The following is a 14512-nucleotide window of genomic DNA, read 5'->3' on the forward strand; positions in this document are numbered from 1 at the left end:
GCTGATGCTGGGCAGCGGCCTGTCGAACCAGGTCGGGGCGTCGGTGGGGGCGCTGGCGTTCCCGGTGATCGGCCCGGCCGGGGTGGTCGCGGTACGGCAGTGGGTGGCGGCCGTGCTGCTGTACGCGGTCGGCCGGCCGAGGTTCGGGCGTTTCACCGGGGCGCAGTGGCGGCCGGTGCTGGGGCTGGCGCTGGTGTTCGCCGCCATGAACCTCTCCCTGTACACGGCGATCGACCGGATCGGCCTGGGGCTCGCGGTCACGCTGGAGTTCCTGGGGCCGCTGGCGGTGGCGCTGGGCGGCAGCCGCCGCCGGCTGGACGCGGTGTGCGCGCTGGCCGCTGCCGGGGCCGTCGCGGTGCTGGTCCGCCCGCGGCCCAGCACCGACTACCTGGGCATCGGCCTGGGGCTGCTGGCCGCCGTCTGCTGGGCCTCGTACATCCTGCTCAACCGCACGGTGGCCCGGCGGGTGCCGGGACTCCAGGGCTCGGCCGCCGCGGCGGTGGTGTCGGCGGCGGCGTACGTGCCGATCGGCGCCCTGGTGCTGTGGCGGAACCCGCCGACCGGTGCCGCGCTGCTGTGCGCGCTGACCGCCGGGGTGCTCTCCTCCGCCGTCCCGTTCCTCGCCGATCTGCTGGCGCTGCGGCGCGTGCCGGCGCAGTTCTTCGGCGTCTTCATGAGCGTCAACCCGGTCTTCGCCGCCCTGGTCGGGTGGGCGGTGCTCGACCAGCGCCTCGACCCGCTCGCCTGGTCGGCGATCCTGGTCATCGTCGGCACCAACGCCCTCGCGGTCATCACGTCCTCCGCCCGCCGGCCCCGCTGAGGGCACCCGCGTACCCAACCACCGCCCGCCGGCACCGAGCGGCCCGGCGACAGCACCGTCATCCAGCTGATCGGCTCCGGCCGACCGGCCCCTGCCCGCCCGTCGCGGTGGCGGCCGGGCCCGCCGGTCGGCCCGGGACGCGGTGCGGCAGGATGCAGGCCAGTCCCACACGAGAGAGCGAGGCCGGCGATGACCGAATCGGGCACGGTGGACCTGATCCACCTGGAGGACGCGGACGGCGACCACTGCATCGTCCGGGTGACCGGGCGCTCCCAGCCCGGCGTCCTGACCGGCCACGACATCCTCCGGGCCGACGTCCTGCTGCACACCGACTTCCTCGACGCCCGGCTGGACGTCTACCTCTTCCCCCGGGACCTGGACTCCTGGCAGCGGCAGCTGGCCGGGCTCGGTCCGGGCAAGGGGGCGAGCATCGGCGGGGACCGCGGGCTGACCCTCGCCCTGCGCGTACAGGACGACGGCTCGCTGGCCGTGATGATCGAGGACCCCGACCGCCTCAGCACGATGCTGTGGATACAGCCGCGGGAGAACTGGCAGGAGGAGCACCGCGACCGGCTGGAGCGGGTCCGGCACACCTGGCCCAGCGAGGTCGTGGAGACGGCCCCGATGACCTACGAGTGGCGCCGCGACCGCCGGCCCTGAGCCCGCCCGGACACCCGGACATCCGGCCTGGGCCCCGCCCGGCGGGCCGACGGTACTGGGCCCCGCCCGGCCGCCCGGCGGGCCGACGGGGCCCGCCCCAGAACGTCCAACGCGCCCGCCCGGAGCCCGGGAAACCGGGTCCGGGCGGCCCGCAGGTCACAGGTCCTGGATGGCCGAGGTGATCAGCGCCCTCGCCCGAGCGCCGTGAACGGCCATCTGCGACAGCTCGCCGAACGCCTTCAGGTACAGCGCGACCTCACTGGGCTGTTGAACCGTCACCCGCGCGGCCAGCAGCTCGACCGACACGAGCGCGTCGTCGTAGACATGGAAGTTCTCCATCGGCCAGATGGGGCGGCACCGGCTGCTGAAGGGAATGACACCGAGCGACACCCCAGGAAGCGAGCCGACGGTGAGCAGATGACCGAGCTGGCCAGCCATGGTGTCGGCATCACCCATCTGGAACCTCAGAGCGGATTCCTCGACCAGGAGAGCGAAGCGCCTGCCTCTCTCGTTGAGGACACCGGACCGCTCCAGGCGAGCAGCGACGGCGGCGTCCACATCGTTGGGGATCTTCCGGAACTCGGTGATCGCGGTGAGGAGCGCCGTGGCGTAACCGCTGGTCTGCAGCAAGCCGGGAACGAGCGTGGAGCAGTACACCCGGAACAATCCGGTCCGCTGGAACAACTCGTTGTACGACTCCTGAAGCTGCCGGAGCCCTGTGCGCTGCTTGCGGCGCCACTCCGACCACATGGACTCCGCGGCCCGGGACCGGGCGATGAGGTCCGCCGCTTCCCTCTCGGCCCCGCAGACCCGGCACCAGACGCGGATGTCCTCGTCGGAGGGTGCCGTCCGGGCATTCTCGATCCGGCTGCTCTTCGAAGGGTGCCAGCCGCCCAGGCGGGCGACGTCCCGACCGTTCAGACCGGCGTCCAGCCGTAGTTCGCGCAGGCGCGCCGCGACGGCCTTACGAGCCTGCTGGGCGGCTGACGAGGGAGATGCGGACATGCGTGGTGGTTCGTTTCCTCTAGACCTGGTACTCCTCGTGCGGGGTCGCACGCTCCCATACGGCCTCGAACGCCGACGTGCAGAGCTTCACCACATCCGGCTCGTCCCGCATCTCCCCGCCGCCGGAGGCCCCGTCACCGGTGAAGTGGTTGAACCGCACCAGTTGGCCGTCGAAGACCCAGAAGTCGTTGCCGGGGAGGCACAGGTCGGACGCCCGCCGACGGGCCAGCCAGCGGACCTGCTCACCGGCCGCCACGTTGGTGAAGGTGAAGGAGTGCAGAAAGCGGGTGTACTCGCTGACCGGCTCCGAGACGATCCGGGCCCGGCGGACGACCACGCCCCGGCTCACCGTTTCGGAGATCAGGTCCAGCCAGGGGCGCCACCAGGACGCCCGGTCGGCAGGATCGTGCCGGAAGCCGTCGCGCCATGCCGTGAAGCCCGACTTCTCGTAGTCCACGGCGTAGCTGTCCCGCATCTCCAGGTGCACCGCCGACCGCCGGCAGCCGTTCAGCAGCTCAGGGAAGCTCGGCACGTTCTGCGTCATCGCACGCTCTCCTCAAGATCGGCACCATGCGAGCCGGGATGCGGATCACCGTTTCGTGGTCCGGGATGCCCACGGCGTGTCCCGGGACCGTTGTCGCGGCGCATTCGGCTTCCGTCCGGGCGTCAGCCTTCCACCCCTGGATCACTAGGTCGTGGTTGGCCTGGTCCACCCACACCGTCGGTGATTCGGCATCGCCTGTCTCCGGGTCGATCCCCACGAACTTCAAGTGCATTGCCTGCCTCCCGCATCGGGTGGTGTTGCACTGTCGTGCACGAGATTGCCGACGGCGCGGGGCCGCGTCAACCCCGCTGACCAGCAGCGGAATTGGCCTGCAATCGTATGCAATCTCCTTGCCGCACACCCCCGCCCGCTCCGTACGGTCGTGCCCCACCGGTCGAGACGGAAGGGAGTCCATCCGGTGAGCGAAGAAGCGTGGAGCGGGCGGGTCGTGCGGGGACTCCGCGTCGAGGTCCGCCCGGGCAGGAGACCTCACCGTACGGAGGGGGCGACATCGCCGTGCCGCTGTCGGTACTGCGCGACGGGCGGCATCACGGCGACGTTGACCTCGTCCTGTCGGCGGTGGAGGCCGAGCAGTTCCACGCGGCGGTGGCCCGCGCGCTGGACGACGGCGTGATCCTCCGGGAGATCACCCGGAGGGCTGCCGCGTGGCAGCACGAACGCCTCCCCGTCACCTTGCCCGGGGAGGCGTAGCGAGACCCCCGGCCCGGCCGGACGGTCCCCTCGACAAGGTCATCACGGCCAGGACCGGGGCGCACGTGCACGACCGCGCGGGGAAGGACCCCGCGCGGGGAGCACAGAGGGGAATCCTTCCCGATGCGCCTGCACACGCACCAGTCCACAACCCGGCTCGACCCCGACGACGGCGACACCATGCCGGACACCGACACACCCACACCCGGCGGGCAGCAGGGCGGCTGCGGCAACGGTGACGGCTGCGGTCGCCGGTAACCCCGGTGGCCGGCACCCCCGCAGGCCGGCGGGCCTTCGGGGAGACATCCCTACAGACCGGGCGGCCCCGTGCTCTCGTCCCCCACGCGGGGCCGCCCCACCGCGGTAAGGGCTTCCCCTGTGCATCATCACGGCTATGTGTGGCTGGGTTCGGGTCACGACCTCAACAAGGACGGTCCCCGGCGGCCGGCGCACCCCGACTTCGGCTCCACCACGGTGGTCCCCCTGGAGGTGGCGCACTGGCTCCTCAAGCCGCCCTCCTTCATCCGGGGTACGTGGACGGCCCCGGCGGCAGCGGTGGCCTGGTTCGAGCGGCAGGTACGGGAACACGCGCCGTCGTTCACCTCCGGACACGAGCGCGACCGGTCCGCCGGAGTGATCGGCACGGCCGCGGAGACGGCGGCCGGCGGCCGGGACGTCGTCGGTGGCTGGTACCTGGCCGGGCAGCGCTTCCTCTCCGTCTGCCTGGTCACCTGCAGCCCGAACCGGACGCGACCAGACATCCCCTGCCCCACCGGTCTGCGCCTCGGCCCTGCCGCCGCGGGGTAGCGCGGGACGGCGCGGTGCGTGGCCGCACCGGGACGGCCCCTCGCGGCGCGCGTGGGTCCGCCGCATCGCGCCGGGCGCATCCGGCCGCCCGGCGGGCCGACGGGGCCGCCCCAGAACGTCCAACGCGCTCGCCGGAGCCCGGGAAACCGGGTCCCGGTGGGCGGGGGGCCAGGCGGCCGTCGGCCGGCGGGGCGGGAGGTCAAAACCAAGAACCCGGAGAAAGAACCCACCTATCCAGCCAAACCCTTTCCTCTGTCACCCGCTCGGGTGATTGCGAGGCCAGCGAGTGGCGCACCGGTGGACGGGCGGGGCAGGCTCGGTCCCGACCACCGCAGACATACGTCGGCCCTCGGCCGGGAGTGGCTTCCCGGGACGAGGGCCTGACCATCAGGGAAGTTGAACGCACTTCCTCATGGCTGAAGAGCAGCGTAGCGCGCCCGGGCGGCGCCATCCCCGACTTCGCCGAACCGGCGCCGGAGTCACCCATGTGGGTGAGAACGCGCCGCGCCGGTTCTCGATCATCGGCAACCACCTCACCCAGCACCGCGAACTCTCGCTCACCGCGATCGGGCTCGGCGCGCACATCCAGTCGCTGCCCGAGGGCGCGGCGGTGGACATCCGCACCCTGGCCGGGCGCTTCCCGGAGGGGCGCGAGCGGATCGCCCGGGCGCTGCGGGAGCTGGAGGCGCACGGGTACATCGAGCGGGTCCGGGTACGGCTGCCGGACGGGCGGATCGTCACCCGGACCTACGCCCACCGCGCCCCGGCGGAGGCCGTTCGGCGGTCCCTCACCGAACCCGGCGACGGACCCCGCCCGGGCCCCGGCCCGGCCCCGCGCGCCCGGGGGCCCGCCGGGAGCCCGCGCCCCGGGCACCCCGGGGCCCGCCCCGGCAGCCGCCCGCCCGGCCGCGCCCTCCGCCCCTGCCGTCCCTGCCCACCGGCGGCTGCCCCGGCCGCCGTACGAACCGCCCGCCGCACTCCCGCCCGCCGGCCACGGTCCGCGTCCCGTTCAGCCCCTCGGTGGTGTGCTGGCCGCCGTACACGCCACCGGCCTCCGCCGGACCGTCGCACGGCCCAGCGGCTGTCCCCGGACCGTCGCACGGCCCAGCGGCTGTCCCCGGACCGTCGCACGGCCCAGCGGCTGTCCCCGGCTCGCCGTCCGCACCGCCGAGCGCAGCCCGACCACCATCCGCACCGCCCGCCATATCCCGGCCGCCGGACGGGGTCCCGGCCCAGGTGCCGGGCCCGCCCGCACCGGTCGGCACCGGGCCCCGGGCCCGTCGCCCGGCCCTCGCTCCCGGTCGCCGAACGCCCCCTCCCCCGCCGGTCCCGATCACCCGACGCCCCTCCCCGTCGCCGGTCCCGGTCGCCGATCCGCCCTCCGTACCGCCGCCGGCGACCACCGCGCGCCCCCGCCCCGCCGATCCCCGTCACCGAACGCCCCCCTCCCCGCCGCCGCTACCGGGCCCGCTCCCCCGGCCGTCCGCACCCCACCCCATGGCGCTGCGCGACGCCGCCGCGCTCCTCGCCGACCTGCACCGCCACGACCCCCGGCTGCTCCTCCCCGAGCGGGACGTGGACCGCCTCACCCCGGCCGTGGCCGCCTGGCTGGAGCGCGGCGCCTCCCCCGACGCCGTACGCCATGCCCTGACCGCGAACCTGCCGCCCGAGCTGCGCCACCCGGCCGCGCTCCTCGCCCACCGCCTCACGACTCTGCTGCCGCCACGCCCCACCGGTCCGGCCGCGCCGGCCGCCGCACCCCGGCCGGACCCGCTCCAGAACTGCGACTCCTGCGACCGGGCGTTCCGCTCACCGGTCCCCGGCCACTGCCGCGACTGCCGGACCGGCTGAGCGCTGATTCCGACGAGTGCCCCCGGAACCTCGTGGGCCGAGGCGGTACCGGGACGACGCGCAACTCGGTGGCATCCGGGGCGGTGATCGGGGAGGCTCGGCCGCATGGTCTCGGTAGTGCAGAACATAGCGATCGACTGTGCGAACTCCTACGAGCTGGCCCAGTTCTGGAGCAAGGTGACCGGCCGCCCGCTGGACCCGGAGGATCAGCCGGGCGACCCGGAGGTGCAGGTGCTGCTGGCGGAGGGACCGGTCCTCCACTTCAACCAGGTGCCGGAGGGCAAGACGGTCAAGAACCGCATCCACCTGTGTCTGCGCCCGGACACCTCCCGCGAGGAGGAGGTGGAACGGCTGCTGGATATCGGCGCCACCCTCGTCGGCGACCACCGGAACCCCGACGGCACCGGGTGGGTGGTCCTCGCCGATCCCGAGGGCAACGAGTTCTGCGTGCTGCGCAGCGAAGCGCAGCGGGCCGCCACGCCGCACTGACGCCACGTGCCGGCCGTTCCCGCCGCACGGTAAGCGGCGGGGAGCGGCTGGCGGTGCCGGGGCCGGGAGGACGGGGCACCGGCACCGCATCCTCACCTCTGCCCGGAGCCGGCGCCCGCCACACCTGCCGACGGCGGGATCCGGATCACGCGCGGGGCCACTCACCCCGGGCCCCGGCTTCCTTGAACAGCCCCGTGGCCCTGGGCCCCTCGTCCTACGTCGGTCGGCCCTGGCCTTCCCGGGACGGGCTCACGCTCCCCGCCCGGCGGCCCAAGGCTCACCGGCCGGCACCCCCGGACCGGAATCCCACCGCGGGGCGACCCCTTCCCCTTCCCGCTTTCGGACCGTCGGTAACCAGCCTTGATCACTTTGTGACCCGCAATACCACGGTTGAGGGCAACCTGTGAAGATCGCCGGCCGTCTTATATCACGCTGAAGCAGCCGGGGACTCACGTGCTGCACAACGGGACGGGGTCACCCTGATGGCTGGAAACTCCGGGGGCCCTGCCCCCCTGCCGCGGAACGCCATGCCGGAAAACTCTTCGCCGCGGGGCGCCGCGGCACGTCACACCACGCCGTCGCACTCCATCGGCCTGTCCTTCTCGCTCACCCGCCGCCGGACCCTCGCCGCGCTCGCCGCGGTGACGGCGGGCACCGCCGTCTCCTGCACCGGCGGGTCGGCGACGAACGCCGCCACCCCCGCCCCCGTCCGCTCCGTCGATCCGCTCGGCGCCGAGCCGTTCACCCCGGTCACCGGTGACCGGAGCGCGGTGCTGATGCAGGTGGTGGCGCACCCCGACGACGACCTGTACTTCATGACCCCCGACTCCCAGCACCTGCTGCGGGCCGGCGCCCGGCTGGTGTGCGTGTACGTCACCGCGGGCGAGTCGCTGGGCATCAACCGGCCCCCCGGCGCCCCCATACCCGAGCCCGACCGCTCCGCCTACTCCGCCGCCCGCCACCAGGGCCTGCGCCAGGCGTACGCCGAGATGCTGGGCATGGACCGGTTCACCCGCTGGCAGCGCTCGGTCACCGAGCTGCCCGGCGGACTGCGGGCCGAGACCAACCGCCTGGTCAGCGGCGCCCGCCAGGTGGAGCTGATCTTCCTCAACATCGCGATGCTCTCCGCCGGCCGGGTCCGGCTGCCGCACCTGTGGGAGATCCCCGGCGTCACCGCGCGGACCCTGGTCGCCGAGGGCTCCCCGGTACGGGAGGTGCAGAGCTACCGGCACGAGACGCTGGTCGACGTGCTCGCGGACCTGATGGACCGGTACCGGCCCACCGTGATCCACACCCTGGACCCGGACCCGGACTACCAGGTCCACGACGCCTTCCACCCCCGCGACAACGACCAGCCCGGCTGCTCCGACCACCGGGACCACACCCCGGTCGCGCTCTTCACCTGGAAGGCGATGTCCCAGTGGGTCGCCGACGCCTCCCGCCGGGACGGCCGCGCCCCGCGCTTCCTCACCACCGCCTTCCGCGGCTACTACAACCAGCGCTGGCCGTTCAACCTGCCGCCCGCCGTCGTCGGCCGGAAGGCCCGCCTGCTGGAGGCGTACGGCGGCGCCCCCGACTGGCCGTGCGGCAACCCGGCCGGGTGCGGCGACTACAGCCAGGGCAACGGCGGCCCGCTGCGCAACCGCAAGGGCTGGATACGCTCCACCCACCACCGCTACCCCGGCGCCCTGCCCGCCCCGGTCACCGACCACCGCGGCAACCTGGTCGCGTACGGCGTGCTGGGCACCCAGGCCGTGCAGTGGCGCGAGACCTCCCCGGGCAGCGGCCGGTTCGGCGCCCCCCGCAACCTCGGCGGCGGGCCGCTCGCCCCCACCCTCAGCGCGGTCCGCGACACCACCGGGCGGCAGCTGCTGTTCGGCCTCCGGTTCAGCGCCCTGGAGGGCCAGGGGCAGGGCAACGCCCGCGACATCGTGGTCCTGGAGGAGATCTCCCCGGGCGGCGCGTTCGGCGGCTGGCACCGGCTGGGCACCCCGCACGACGACCCGGAGGACAGCCGCCGGGTCGGCGCCCCGGTCGCCGTCGCCACCCCGGACGGGCGGGTGCACCTCTTCGTCCGCACCGCCGGCAAGGGCCTGGCCACCCGGGTCCGGGACGCCGGCGGGAACTGGGGCGGCTGGGTGCAGCTCGGCGGCGGCGAGATCCAGGACGGGCTGACCGTCCTGGTGGACCGCGACCGGCTGGTGCACGTCTTCGGCGCCGGCCGCGACACCGTCCACCACTGGGCCCAGCGCAACCCCGACGGCGCGCCGCTGCCGGTGCCCGACCCCGGGCTGCCGGTCCCCGCCCACCGGCCGGGCGCCGTCCTCACCACCGACGGCGCCATCGCCCTGGTGTACCGCACCCCCGCCGACCCGCAGCCCCGGCTGTACACCCTGAACCGGCGGGGCGACGGCCCGCACGTCACCCCGCTGCGCCACTTCGACGGCTACGGGCCGGTGGCCGCGCACCCGGTGCCGGTCCCCGGCCGGGCCGACCAGGTGCTGCTGGCCGGCACCTCGATCGACGGCGAGGTACTGCTGCGGTACGGGACCGGCACCGGCACCCGGCCGCTGTGCTCCCCCGGCCGGCTGGTCCCGGTCGGCACCCCCGCGGTGCTGCCGGGAGGCCCGGACTCGATGTGCGTGGTCGGCATGGCCCCGGGCGCCACCCCGTGGATCTGGCGCCCCGCACCCACCACACCGGCCTGACCCCGAGGGAGGGCCGGCGGCCCGCACGGCCGCCGGCCCCACCCGTTCGGGCTCGCCACCGGCCCGGCCCCACCCCGTACCGGCCGCCGCCGATACGGACCCGGCCCGTCTCCCTGGCGACGCGGGCCCCGGCACGACTCGCGGCCCGGTCCCGGCCCATCCGCAGCGGCCGCCACCCGCCCGGTCCCACCCCGTACCGGCGCCGCCGGCCCACCCCGTGCGGCCCCGCCGCCGGTTCGTCCCATCCCGCAGGCCCCCACCGGCCGCACACCGGACCCACGAAAAAGACCTGGGCCCCGCCCGCCGTGGTGACACGGCGGGCGGGGCCCAGGTCGTGGTGCTCGAAAGGAGCGTCCCTCCCCGCCCGACTGCTACGGGGAGGGGGTCAGGTCACTTGACGATCTTGGTGACCTGACCGGCGCCGACGGTCCGGCCACCCTCACGGATGGCGAACTTCAGGCCCTCCTCCATGGCGACCGGCTGGATCAGCTGGACGGACATCTCGGTGTTGTCGCCCGGCATGACCATCTCGGTGCCCTCGGGGAGGGTCACAACGCCCGTCACGTCCGTGGTACGGAAGTAGAACTGCGGACGGTAGTTGTTGAAGAACGGCGTGTGGCGGCCACCCTCGTCCTTGGAGAGGATGTAGGCCTGCGCCTCGAACTCGGTGTGCGGGGTGACCGAGCCCGGCTTGATGATGACCTGGCCGCGCTCGACGTCCTCGCGCTTGATGCCGCGGAGCAGCAGACCGACGTTCTCACCGGCCTGGCCCTCGTCGAGCAGCTTGCGGAACATCTCGATGCCGGTGACCGTGGTGGTGGTCTTCTCGGTCTTGATGCCGATGATGTCCACGGTCTCGTTGACCTTCAGGACACCACGCTCGATACGGCCGGTGACGACCGTACCGCGACCGGTGATGGTGAAGACGTCCTCGATCGGCATGAGGAACGGCTTGTCCACGTCACGCTCGGGCTGCGGGATGGCCTCGTCCACGGCCTCCATCAGCTTGAGGACGGACTCGCCCCACTCCTTGTCGCCCTCAAGGGCCTTGAGCGCCGAGACCTTGACGACCGGAACGTCGTCGCCCGGGAACTCGTACTCGGAGAGCAGCTCGCGGACCTCGAGCTCGACGAGCTCCAGGATCTCCTCGTCGTCCACCATGTCGGCCTTGTTCAGGGCGACAACGATGTACGGAACGCCGACCTGGCGGGCCAGGAGCACGTGCTCCTTGGTCTGCGGCATCGGGCCGTCGGTGGCGGCGACCACCAGGATGGCGCCGTCCATCTGCGCCGCACCGGTGATCATGTTCTTGATGTAGTCCGCGTGACCCGGGCAGTCCACGTGCGCGTAGTGGCGCGACTCGGTCTGGTACTCGACGTGCGCGATGGAGATGGTGATACCGCGCTGACGCTCCTCAGGAGCCTTGTCGATCTGGTCGAAGGCCGAAGCCTCGTTCAGGTCCGGGTACTTGTCGTGCAGCACCTTGGTGATCGCCGCGGTAAGGGTGGTCTTACCGTGGTCGATGTGACCGATGGTGCCGATGTTGACGTGCGGCTTAGTCCGCTCGAACTTCGCCTTCGCCACTGGGGTCCTCCTGTGGAGTGGTTCTGTAACGCATCCACGCTTTGCGGATGGGTTCAGGTGGTCTTTCCGAACCGGCCAGGACCCCGAGGGGGATGCCCTTCGCCGTATTCGTTTCTGGGGGCCGGCGGCCGGGGCCCGCCACAGATCACATCAGCGATCTGCGGCGGTTTGCCCCGAATGCCTTTAGCTCCAGCCTAAAGGGGTCGGCAACGAAGTGTTACTCGCCCTTGGCCTTCGCGATGATCTCCTCGGCGACGTTCTTGGGAACCTCGGCGTAGGAGTCGAACTGCATCGAGTAGCTGGCGCGGCCAGAGGTCTTGCTGCGCAGGTCTCCGACGTAGCCGAACATCTCGGACAGCGGAACCAGGCCGGTGACCAGCTTGGCGCCACTGCGGTCCTCCATGGACTGGATCTGTCCACGGCGGCTGTTGATGTCGCCGATCACATCGCCCATGTACTCCTCGGGCGTGGTGACCTCGACCTTCATCATCGGCTCCAGCAGGGCCGGGCTGGCCTTGCGGGCGGCCTCCTTGAAGGCCATCGAGCCGGCGATCTTGAAGGCCATCTCGGAGGAGTCAACCTCGTGGTACGCACCGTCGAGCAGCGTGACCTTGACACCCGTGAGCGGGTAGCCGGCCAGCACGCCGAACTCCATGGCCTCCTGGCAGCCGGCGTCCACGGAGGGGATGTACTCCTTGGGCACGCGGCCACCGGTGACCTTGTTCTCGAACTCGTACCCGTCGCCGTCGAGCGGCTCCAGGGCGATCTGCACCTTCGCGAACTGACCGGAGCCACCGGTCTGCTTCTTGTGCGTGTAGTCCAGGCGCTCGACCGGCTTGCGCAGCGTCTCGCGGTAGGCCACCTGCGGCTTGCCGACGTTGGCCTCGACCTTGAACTCGCGGCGCATGCGGTCCACCAGCACGTCCAGGTGGAGCTCGCCCATGCCGGAGATGATGGTCTGGCCGGTCTCCTCGCTGGTCTTGACGCGGAAGGAGGGGTCCTCCTCCGCCAGACGCTGGATGGCGACGCCGAGCTTCTCCTGGTCGCCCTTGGACTTCGGCTCGATGGCCACCTCGATGACCGGGGCCGGGAAGTCCATGGACTCCAGGATCACCGGGTTGGCCGCGTCGCTGAGGGTCTCGCCCGTGGTGGTCTGCTTCAGACCCATGACGGCGACGATGTCGCCGGCGCCCACGCTGTCGATCTCCTCACGCTTGTTCGCGTGCATCCGGTAGATCTTGCCGATCCGCTCCTTCTTGCCCTTCACGGAGTTCAGCACCTGGGTGCCGGTCTCCATGCGGCCGGAGTAGACGCGGACGAAGGTGAGCTTGCCCAGGTGGGGGTCGCTCATGATCTTGAACGCAAGGCCCGCGAACGGCTCGTCCTCGGACGGCTTGCGCTTGACGATCTCCTCGTCGTTGCTCGGCAGGTGGCCCTCGATCGCCTCGATGTCCAGCGGCGACGGCAGGTACCGGATGACCGCGTCGAGCAGGGGCTGCACGCCCTTGTTCTTGAACGCGGTGCCGCAGAAGACCGGGGTGATGGTGGTCGAGCCCTTGCCGGTGGAGGCGATGGTGATGCGGCGGATCGCCGCGTACAGCTGGTCCTCGGTGGGCTCGACGCCCTCCAGGAACAGCTCCATCATCTCCTCGTCGTTCTCGGCGACGGCCTCCAGGAGCTTGCCGCGCCACTCCTCGGCAGCCTCGGTGTGGGTCTCCGGGATGTCGACGATGTCGTACATCTCGCCCTTGGCGGCCTCGGCCGACCAGACCAGGGCCTTCATGCGGACGAGGTCCACCACGCCCTGGAAGTCGGCCTCGGCGCCGATCGGCAGCTGCATGACCAGCGGCACCGCACCCAGGCGGTCGACGATCATGTCGACGCAGCGGTGGAAGTCGGAGCCGGTCCGGTCCAGCTTGTTGACGAAGCAGATGCGCGGCACGCCGTAGCGGTCCGCCTGACGCCACACCGTCTCGGACTGGGGCTCGACACCGGCGACACCGTCGAACACCGTCACGGCACCGTCGAGCACGCGCAGCGAGCGCTCCACCTCGACGGTGAAGTCGACGTGGCCCGGGGTGTCGATGATGTTGATGGTGTGATCGACGTCGTTGAGCAGCCAGTGACAGGTCGTCGCGGCCGACGTGATCGTGATGCCGCGCTCCTGCTCCTGCTCCATCCAGTCCATCGTGGCAGCGCCGTCGTGGACCTCACCGATCTTGTACGAGACACCGGTGTAGAACAGGATCCGCTCGGTGGTGGTCGTCTTGCCCGCGTCGATGTGGGCCATGATCCCGATGTTGCGGACCTTGGCCAGGTCAAGTGAAGTGGTAGCCATAAGGCTTCAGTCTTCTCTCGGTTCTCGATGGGGTAGCGACTACCAGCGGTAGTGCGCGAAGGCCTTGTTGGACTCGGCCATCTTGTGGGTGTCCTCGCGACGCTTGACGGAGGCGCCCAGACCGTTGCTGGCGTCCAGCAGCTCGTTCATCAGACGCTCGGTCATGGTCTTCTCGCGGCGGGCGCGGGAGTAACCGACCAGCCAGCGCAGCGCGAGGGTGGAGGCGCGGCCGGGCTTGACCTCGACCGGCACCTGGTAGGTGGCGCCACCGACACGGCGGGACTTGACCTCAAGAGCCGGCTTCACGTTCTCCAGCGCGCGCTTGAGCGTGATGACGGGGTCGTTGCCGGTCTTCTCGCGCAGGCCCTCCATGGCACCGTAGACGATGCGCTCGGCGGTGGACCGCTTGCCGTTCAGCAGGATCTTGTTGATCAGCGAGGTGACAAGAGGAGAGTTGTAGACCGGGTCGATGATGACCGGGCGCTTCGGGGCGGGGCCCTTACGAGGCATTCTTACTTCTCCTTCTTGGCGCCGTAGCGGCTGCGAGCCTGCTTGCGGTTCTTGACGCCCTGCGTGTCGAGGGAGCCGCGGATGATCTTGTACCGAACACCCGGCAGGTCCTTCACACGACCGCCACGCACGAGCACGATGGAGTGCTCCTGCAGGTTGTGGCCCTCACCCGGAATGTAAGCGGTGACCTCGATGCCGCTGGTCAGACGCACACGTGCGACCTTACGCAGGGCCGAGTTCGGCTTCTTCGGGGTGGTCGTGAAAACACGCGTGCAGACGCCACGGCGCTGAGGGGAACCCTCAAGGGCGGGCGTCTTGTTCTTCTCGACCTTGTCCTGCCGGCCCTTGCGGACCAGCTGCTGGATCGTAGGCACCGTTTCTCCGGTTTCTGTGTGCCAGTCTCGTTACAGCTAACCTGGGGTTTCTCCGACCCACGCGGTCGGGTGTGTCGCAGACTGCAGACCAGCAGACCGCAGACCATTCGC

Annotated in this window: 15 protein-coding genes; 8 read left to right on the top strand and 7 right to left on the bottom strand. The window is 71.8% G+C overall.

The genetic code is table 11. The annotated features are described in order from the left end of the window. The first annotated feature begins 4 nt into the window (after positions 1-4). Both IHE55_RS11675 and IHE55_RS11680 read left to right on the top strand, forming a co-directional pair. Positions 5-820: an EamA family transporter gene (locus IHE55_RS11675; protein ID WP_197991943.1), complete on the top strand. Its 816-nt coding sequence runs from the start codon at positions 5-7 to the stop codon at positions 818-820. Positions 821-1009: 189 nt separating this feature from the next. Continuing rightward, positions 1010-1480: a DUF5959 family protein gene (locus tag IHE55_RS11680; protein WP_197988972.1), complete on the top strand. Its 471-nt coding sequence runs from the start codon at positions 1010-1012 to the stop codon at positions 1478-1480. Positions 1481-1636: 156 nt separating this feature from the next. On the opposite strand, the gene IHE55_RS11685 is transcribed toward IHE55_RS11680, so the two are convergent. From IHE55_RS11685 to IHE55_RS31115, 3 genes are read right to left on the bottom strand one after another with little or no spacing between them, the layout of a single operon-like run. Beyond that, complete coding sequence (locus IHE55_RS11685; protein WP_197988973.1) at positions 1637-2485, bottom strand: helix-turn-helix domain-containing protein; 849 nt, start codon at positions 2483-2485, stop codon at positions 1637-1639. 19 nt (positions 2486-2504) lie between these two features. Further along, a complete protein-coding gene (locus tag IHE55_RS11690) occupies positions 2505-3029 on the bottom strand; it encodes a DUF6879 family protein (RefSeq protein ID WP_197988974.1) in 525 nt (174 codons plus the stop codon). Then, the gene (locus IHE55_RS31115) at positions 3001-3261 is read right to left on the bottom strand and encodes a hypothetical protein (protein WP_232265533.1); all 261 of its coding nucleotides are present in this window, start codon (positions 3259-3261) and stop codon (positions 3001-3003) included. The genes IHE55_RS11690 and IHE55_RS31115 overlap by 29 nt, the downstream gene beginning before the upstream one ends. 284 nt (positions 3262-3545) lie before the next feature. On the opposite strand from IHE55_RS31115, the gene IHE55_RS11695 reads away from it, so the two are divergent. From IHE55_RS11695 to IHE55_RS11715, 6 genes are all read left to right on the top strand, one after another. Next, positions 3546-3740 (top strand): hypothetical protein, encoded by a 195-nt coding sequence (locus IHE55_RS11695; RefSeq protein WP_197988975.1) that lies wholly within the window; start codon positions 3546-3548, stop codon positions 3738-3740. Positions 3741-3863: 123 nt separating this feature from the next. Then, positions 3864-3998, top strand: a complete 135-nt coding sequence (locus tag IHE55_RS32255) for a hypothetical protein (protein WP_269671488.1) — start codon at positions 3864-3866, stop codon at positions 3996-3998. A 120-nt stretch (positions 3999-4118) separates the two neighbouring features. After that, complete coding sequence (locus IHE55_RS11700; protein ID WP_197988976.1) at positions 4119-4547, top strand: hypothetical protein; 429 nt, start codon at positions 4119-4121, stop codon at positions 4545-4547. Positions 4548-6044: 1497 nt separating this feature from the next. Further along, the gene (locus tag IHE55_RS32625; protein ID WP_307826925.1) at positions 6045-6398 is read left to right on the top strand and encodes a hypothetical protein; all 354 of its coding nucleotides are present in this window, start codon (positions 6045-6047) and stop codon (positions 6396-6398) included. Positions 6399-6503: 105 nt separating this feature from the next. Further along, complete coding sequence (locus IHE55_RS11710) at positions 6504-6887, top strand: VOC family protein (protein WP_197988977.1); 384 nt, start codon at positions 6504-6506, stop codon at positions 6885-6887. Positions 6888-7414: 527 nt separating this feature from the next. Beyond that, positions 7415-9595, top strand: a complete 2181-nt coding sequence (locus IHE55_RS11715) for a PIG-L family deacetylase (protein ID WP_197988978.1) — start codon at positions 7415-7417, stop codon at positions 9593-9595. Positions 9596-9985: 390 nt separating this feature from the next. On the opposite strand, the gene tuf is transcribed toward IHE55_RS11715, so the two are convergent. The 4 genes from tuf to rpsL form a co-directional block, all read right to left on the bottom strand. After that, positions 9986-11179: an elongation factor Tu gene (gene tuf, locus IHE55_RS11720; RefSeq protein WP_197988979.1), complete on the bottom strand. Its 1194-nt coding sequence runs from the start codon at positions 11177-11179 to the stop codon at positions 9986-9988. A gap of 217 nt (positions 11180-11396) precedes the next feature. Further along, positions 11397-13517 (bottom strand): elongation factor G, encoded by a 2121-nt coding sequence (fusA, locus tag IHE55_RS11725; RefSeq protein ID WP_197988980.1) that lies wholly within the window; start codon positions 13515-13517, stop codon positions 11397-11399. A 39-nt stretch (positions 13518-13556) separates the two neighbouring features. After that, positions 13557-14027, bottom strand: a complete 471-nt coding sequence (gene rpsG, locus IHE55_RS11730; protein ID WP_135340137.1) for a 30S ribosomal protein S7 — start codon at positions 14025-14027, stop codon at positions 13557-13559. Between the two features lie 2 nt (positions 14028-14029). Next, complete coding sequence (gene rpsL, locus IHE55_RS11735) at positions 14030-14401, bottom strand: 30S ribosomal protein S12 (protein WP_003948652.1); 372 nt, start codon at positions 14399-14401, stop codon at positions 14030-14032. Positions 14402-14512: the final 111 nt, after the last annotated feature.

This window comes from Streptomyces pactum (assembly GCF_016031615.1).
In the GTDB taxonomy this organism is placed as follows: domain Bacteria; phylum Actinomycetota; class Actinomycetes; order Streptomycetales; family Streptomycetaceae; genus Streptomyces; species Streptomyces pactus.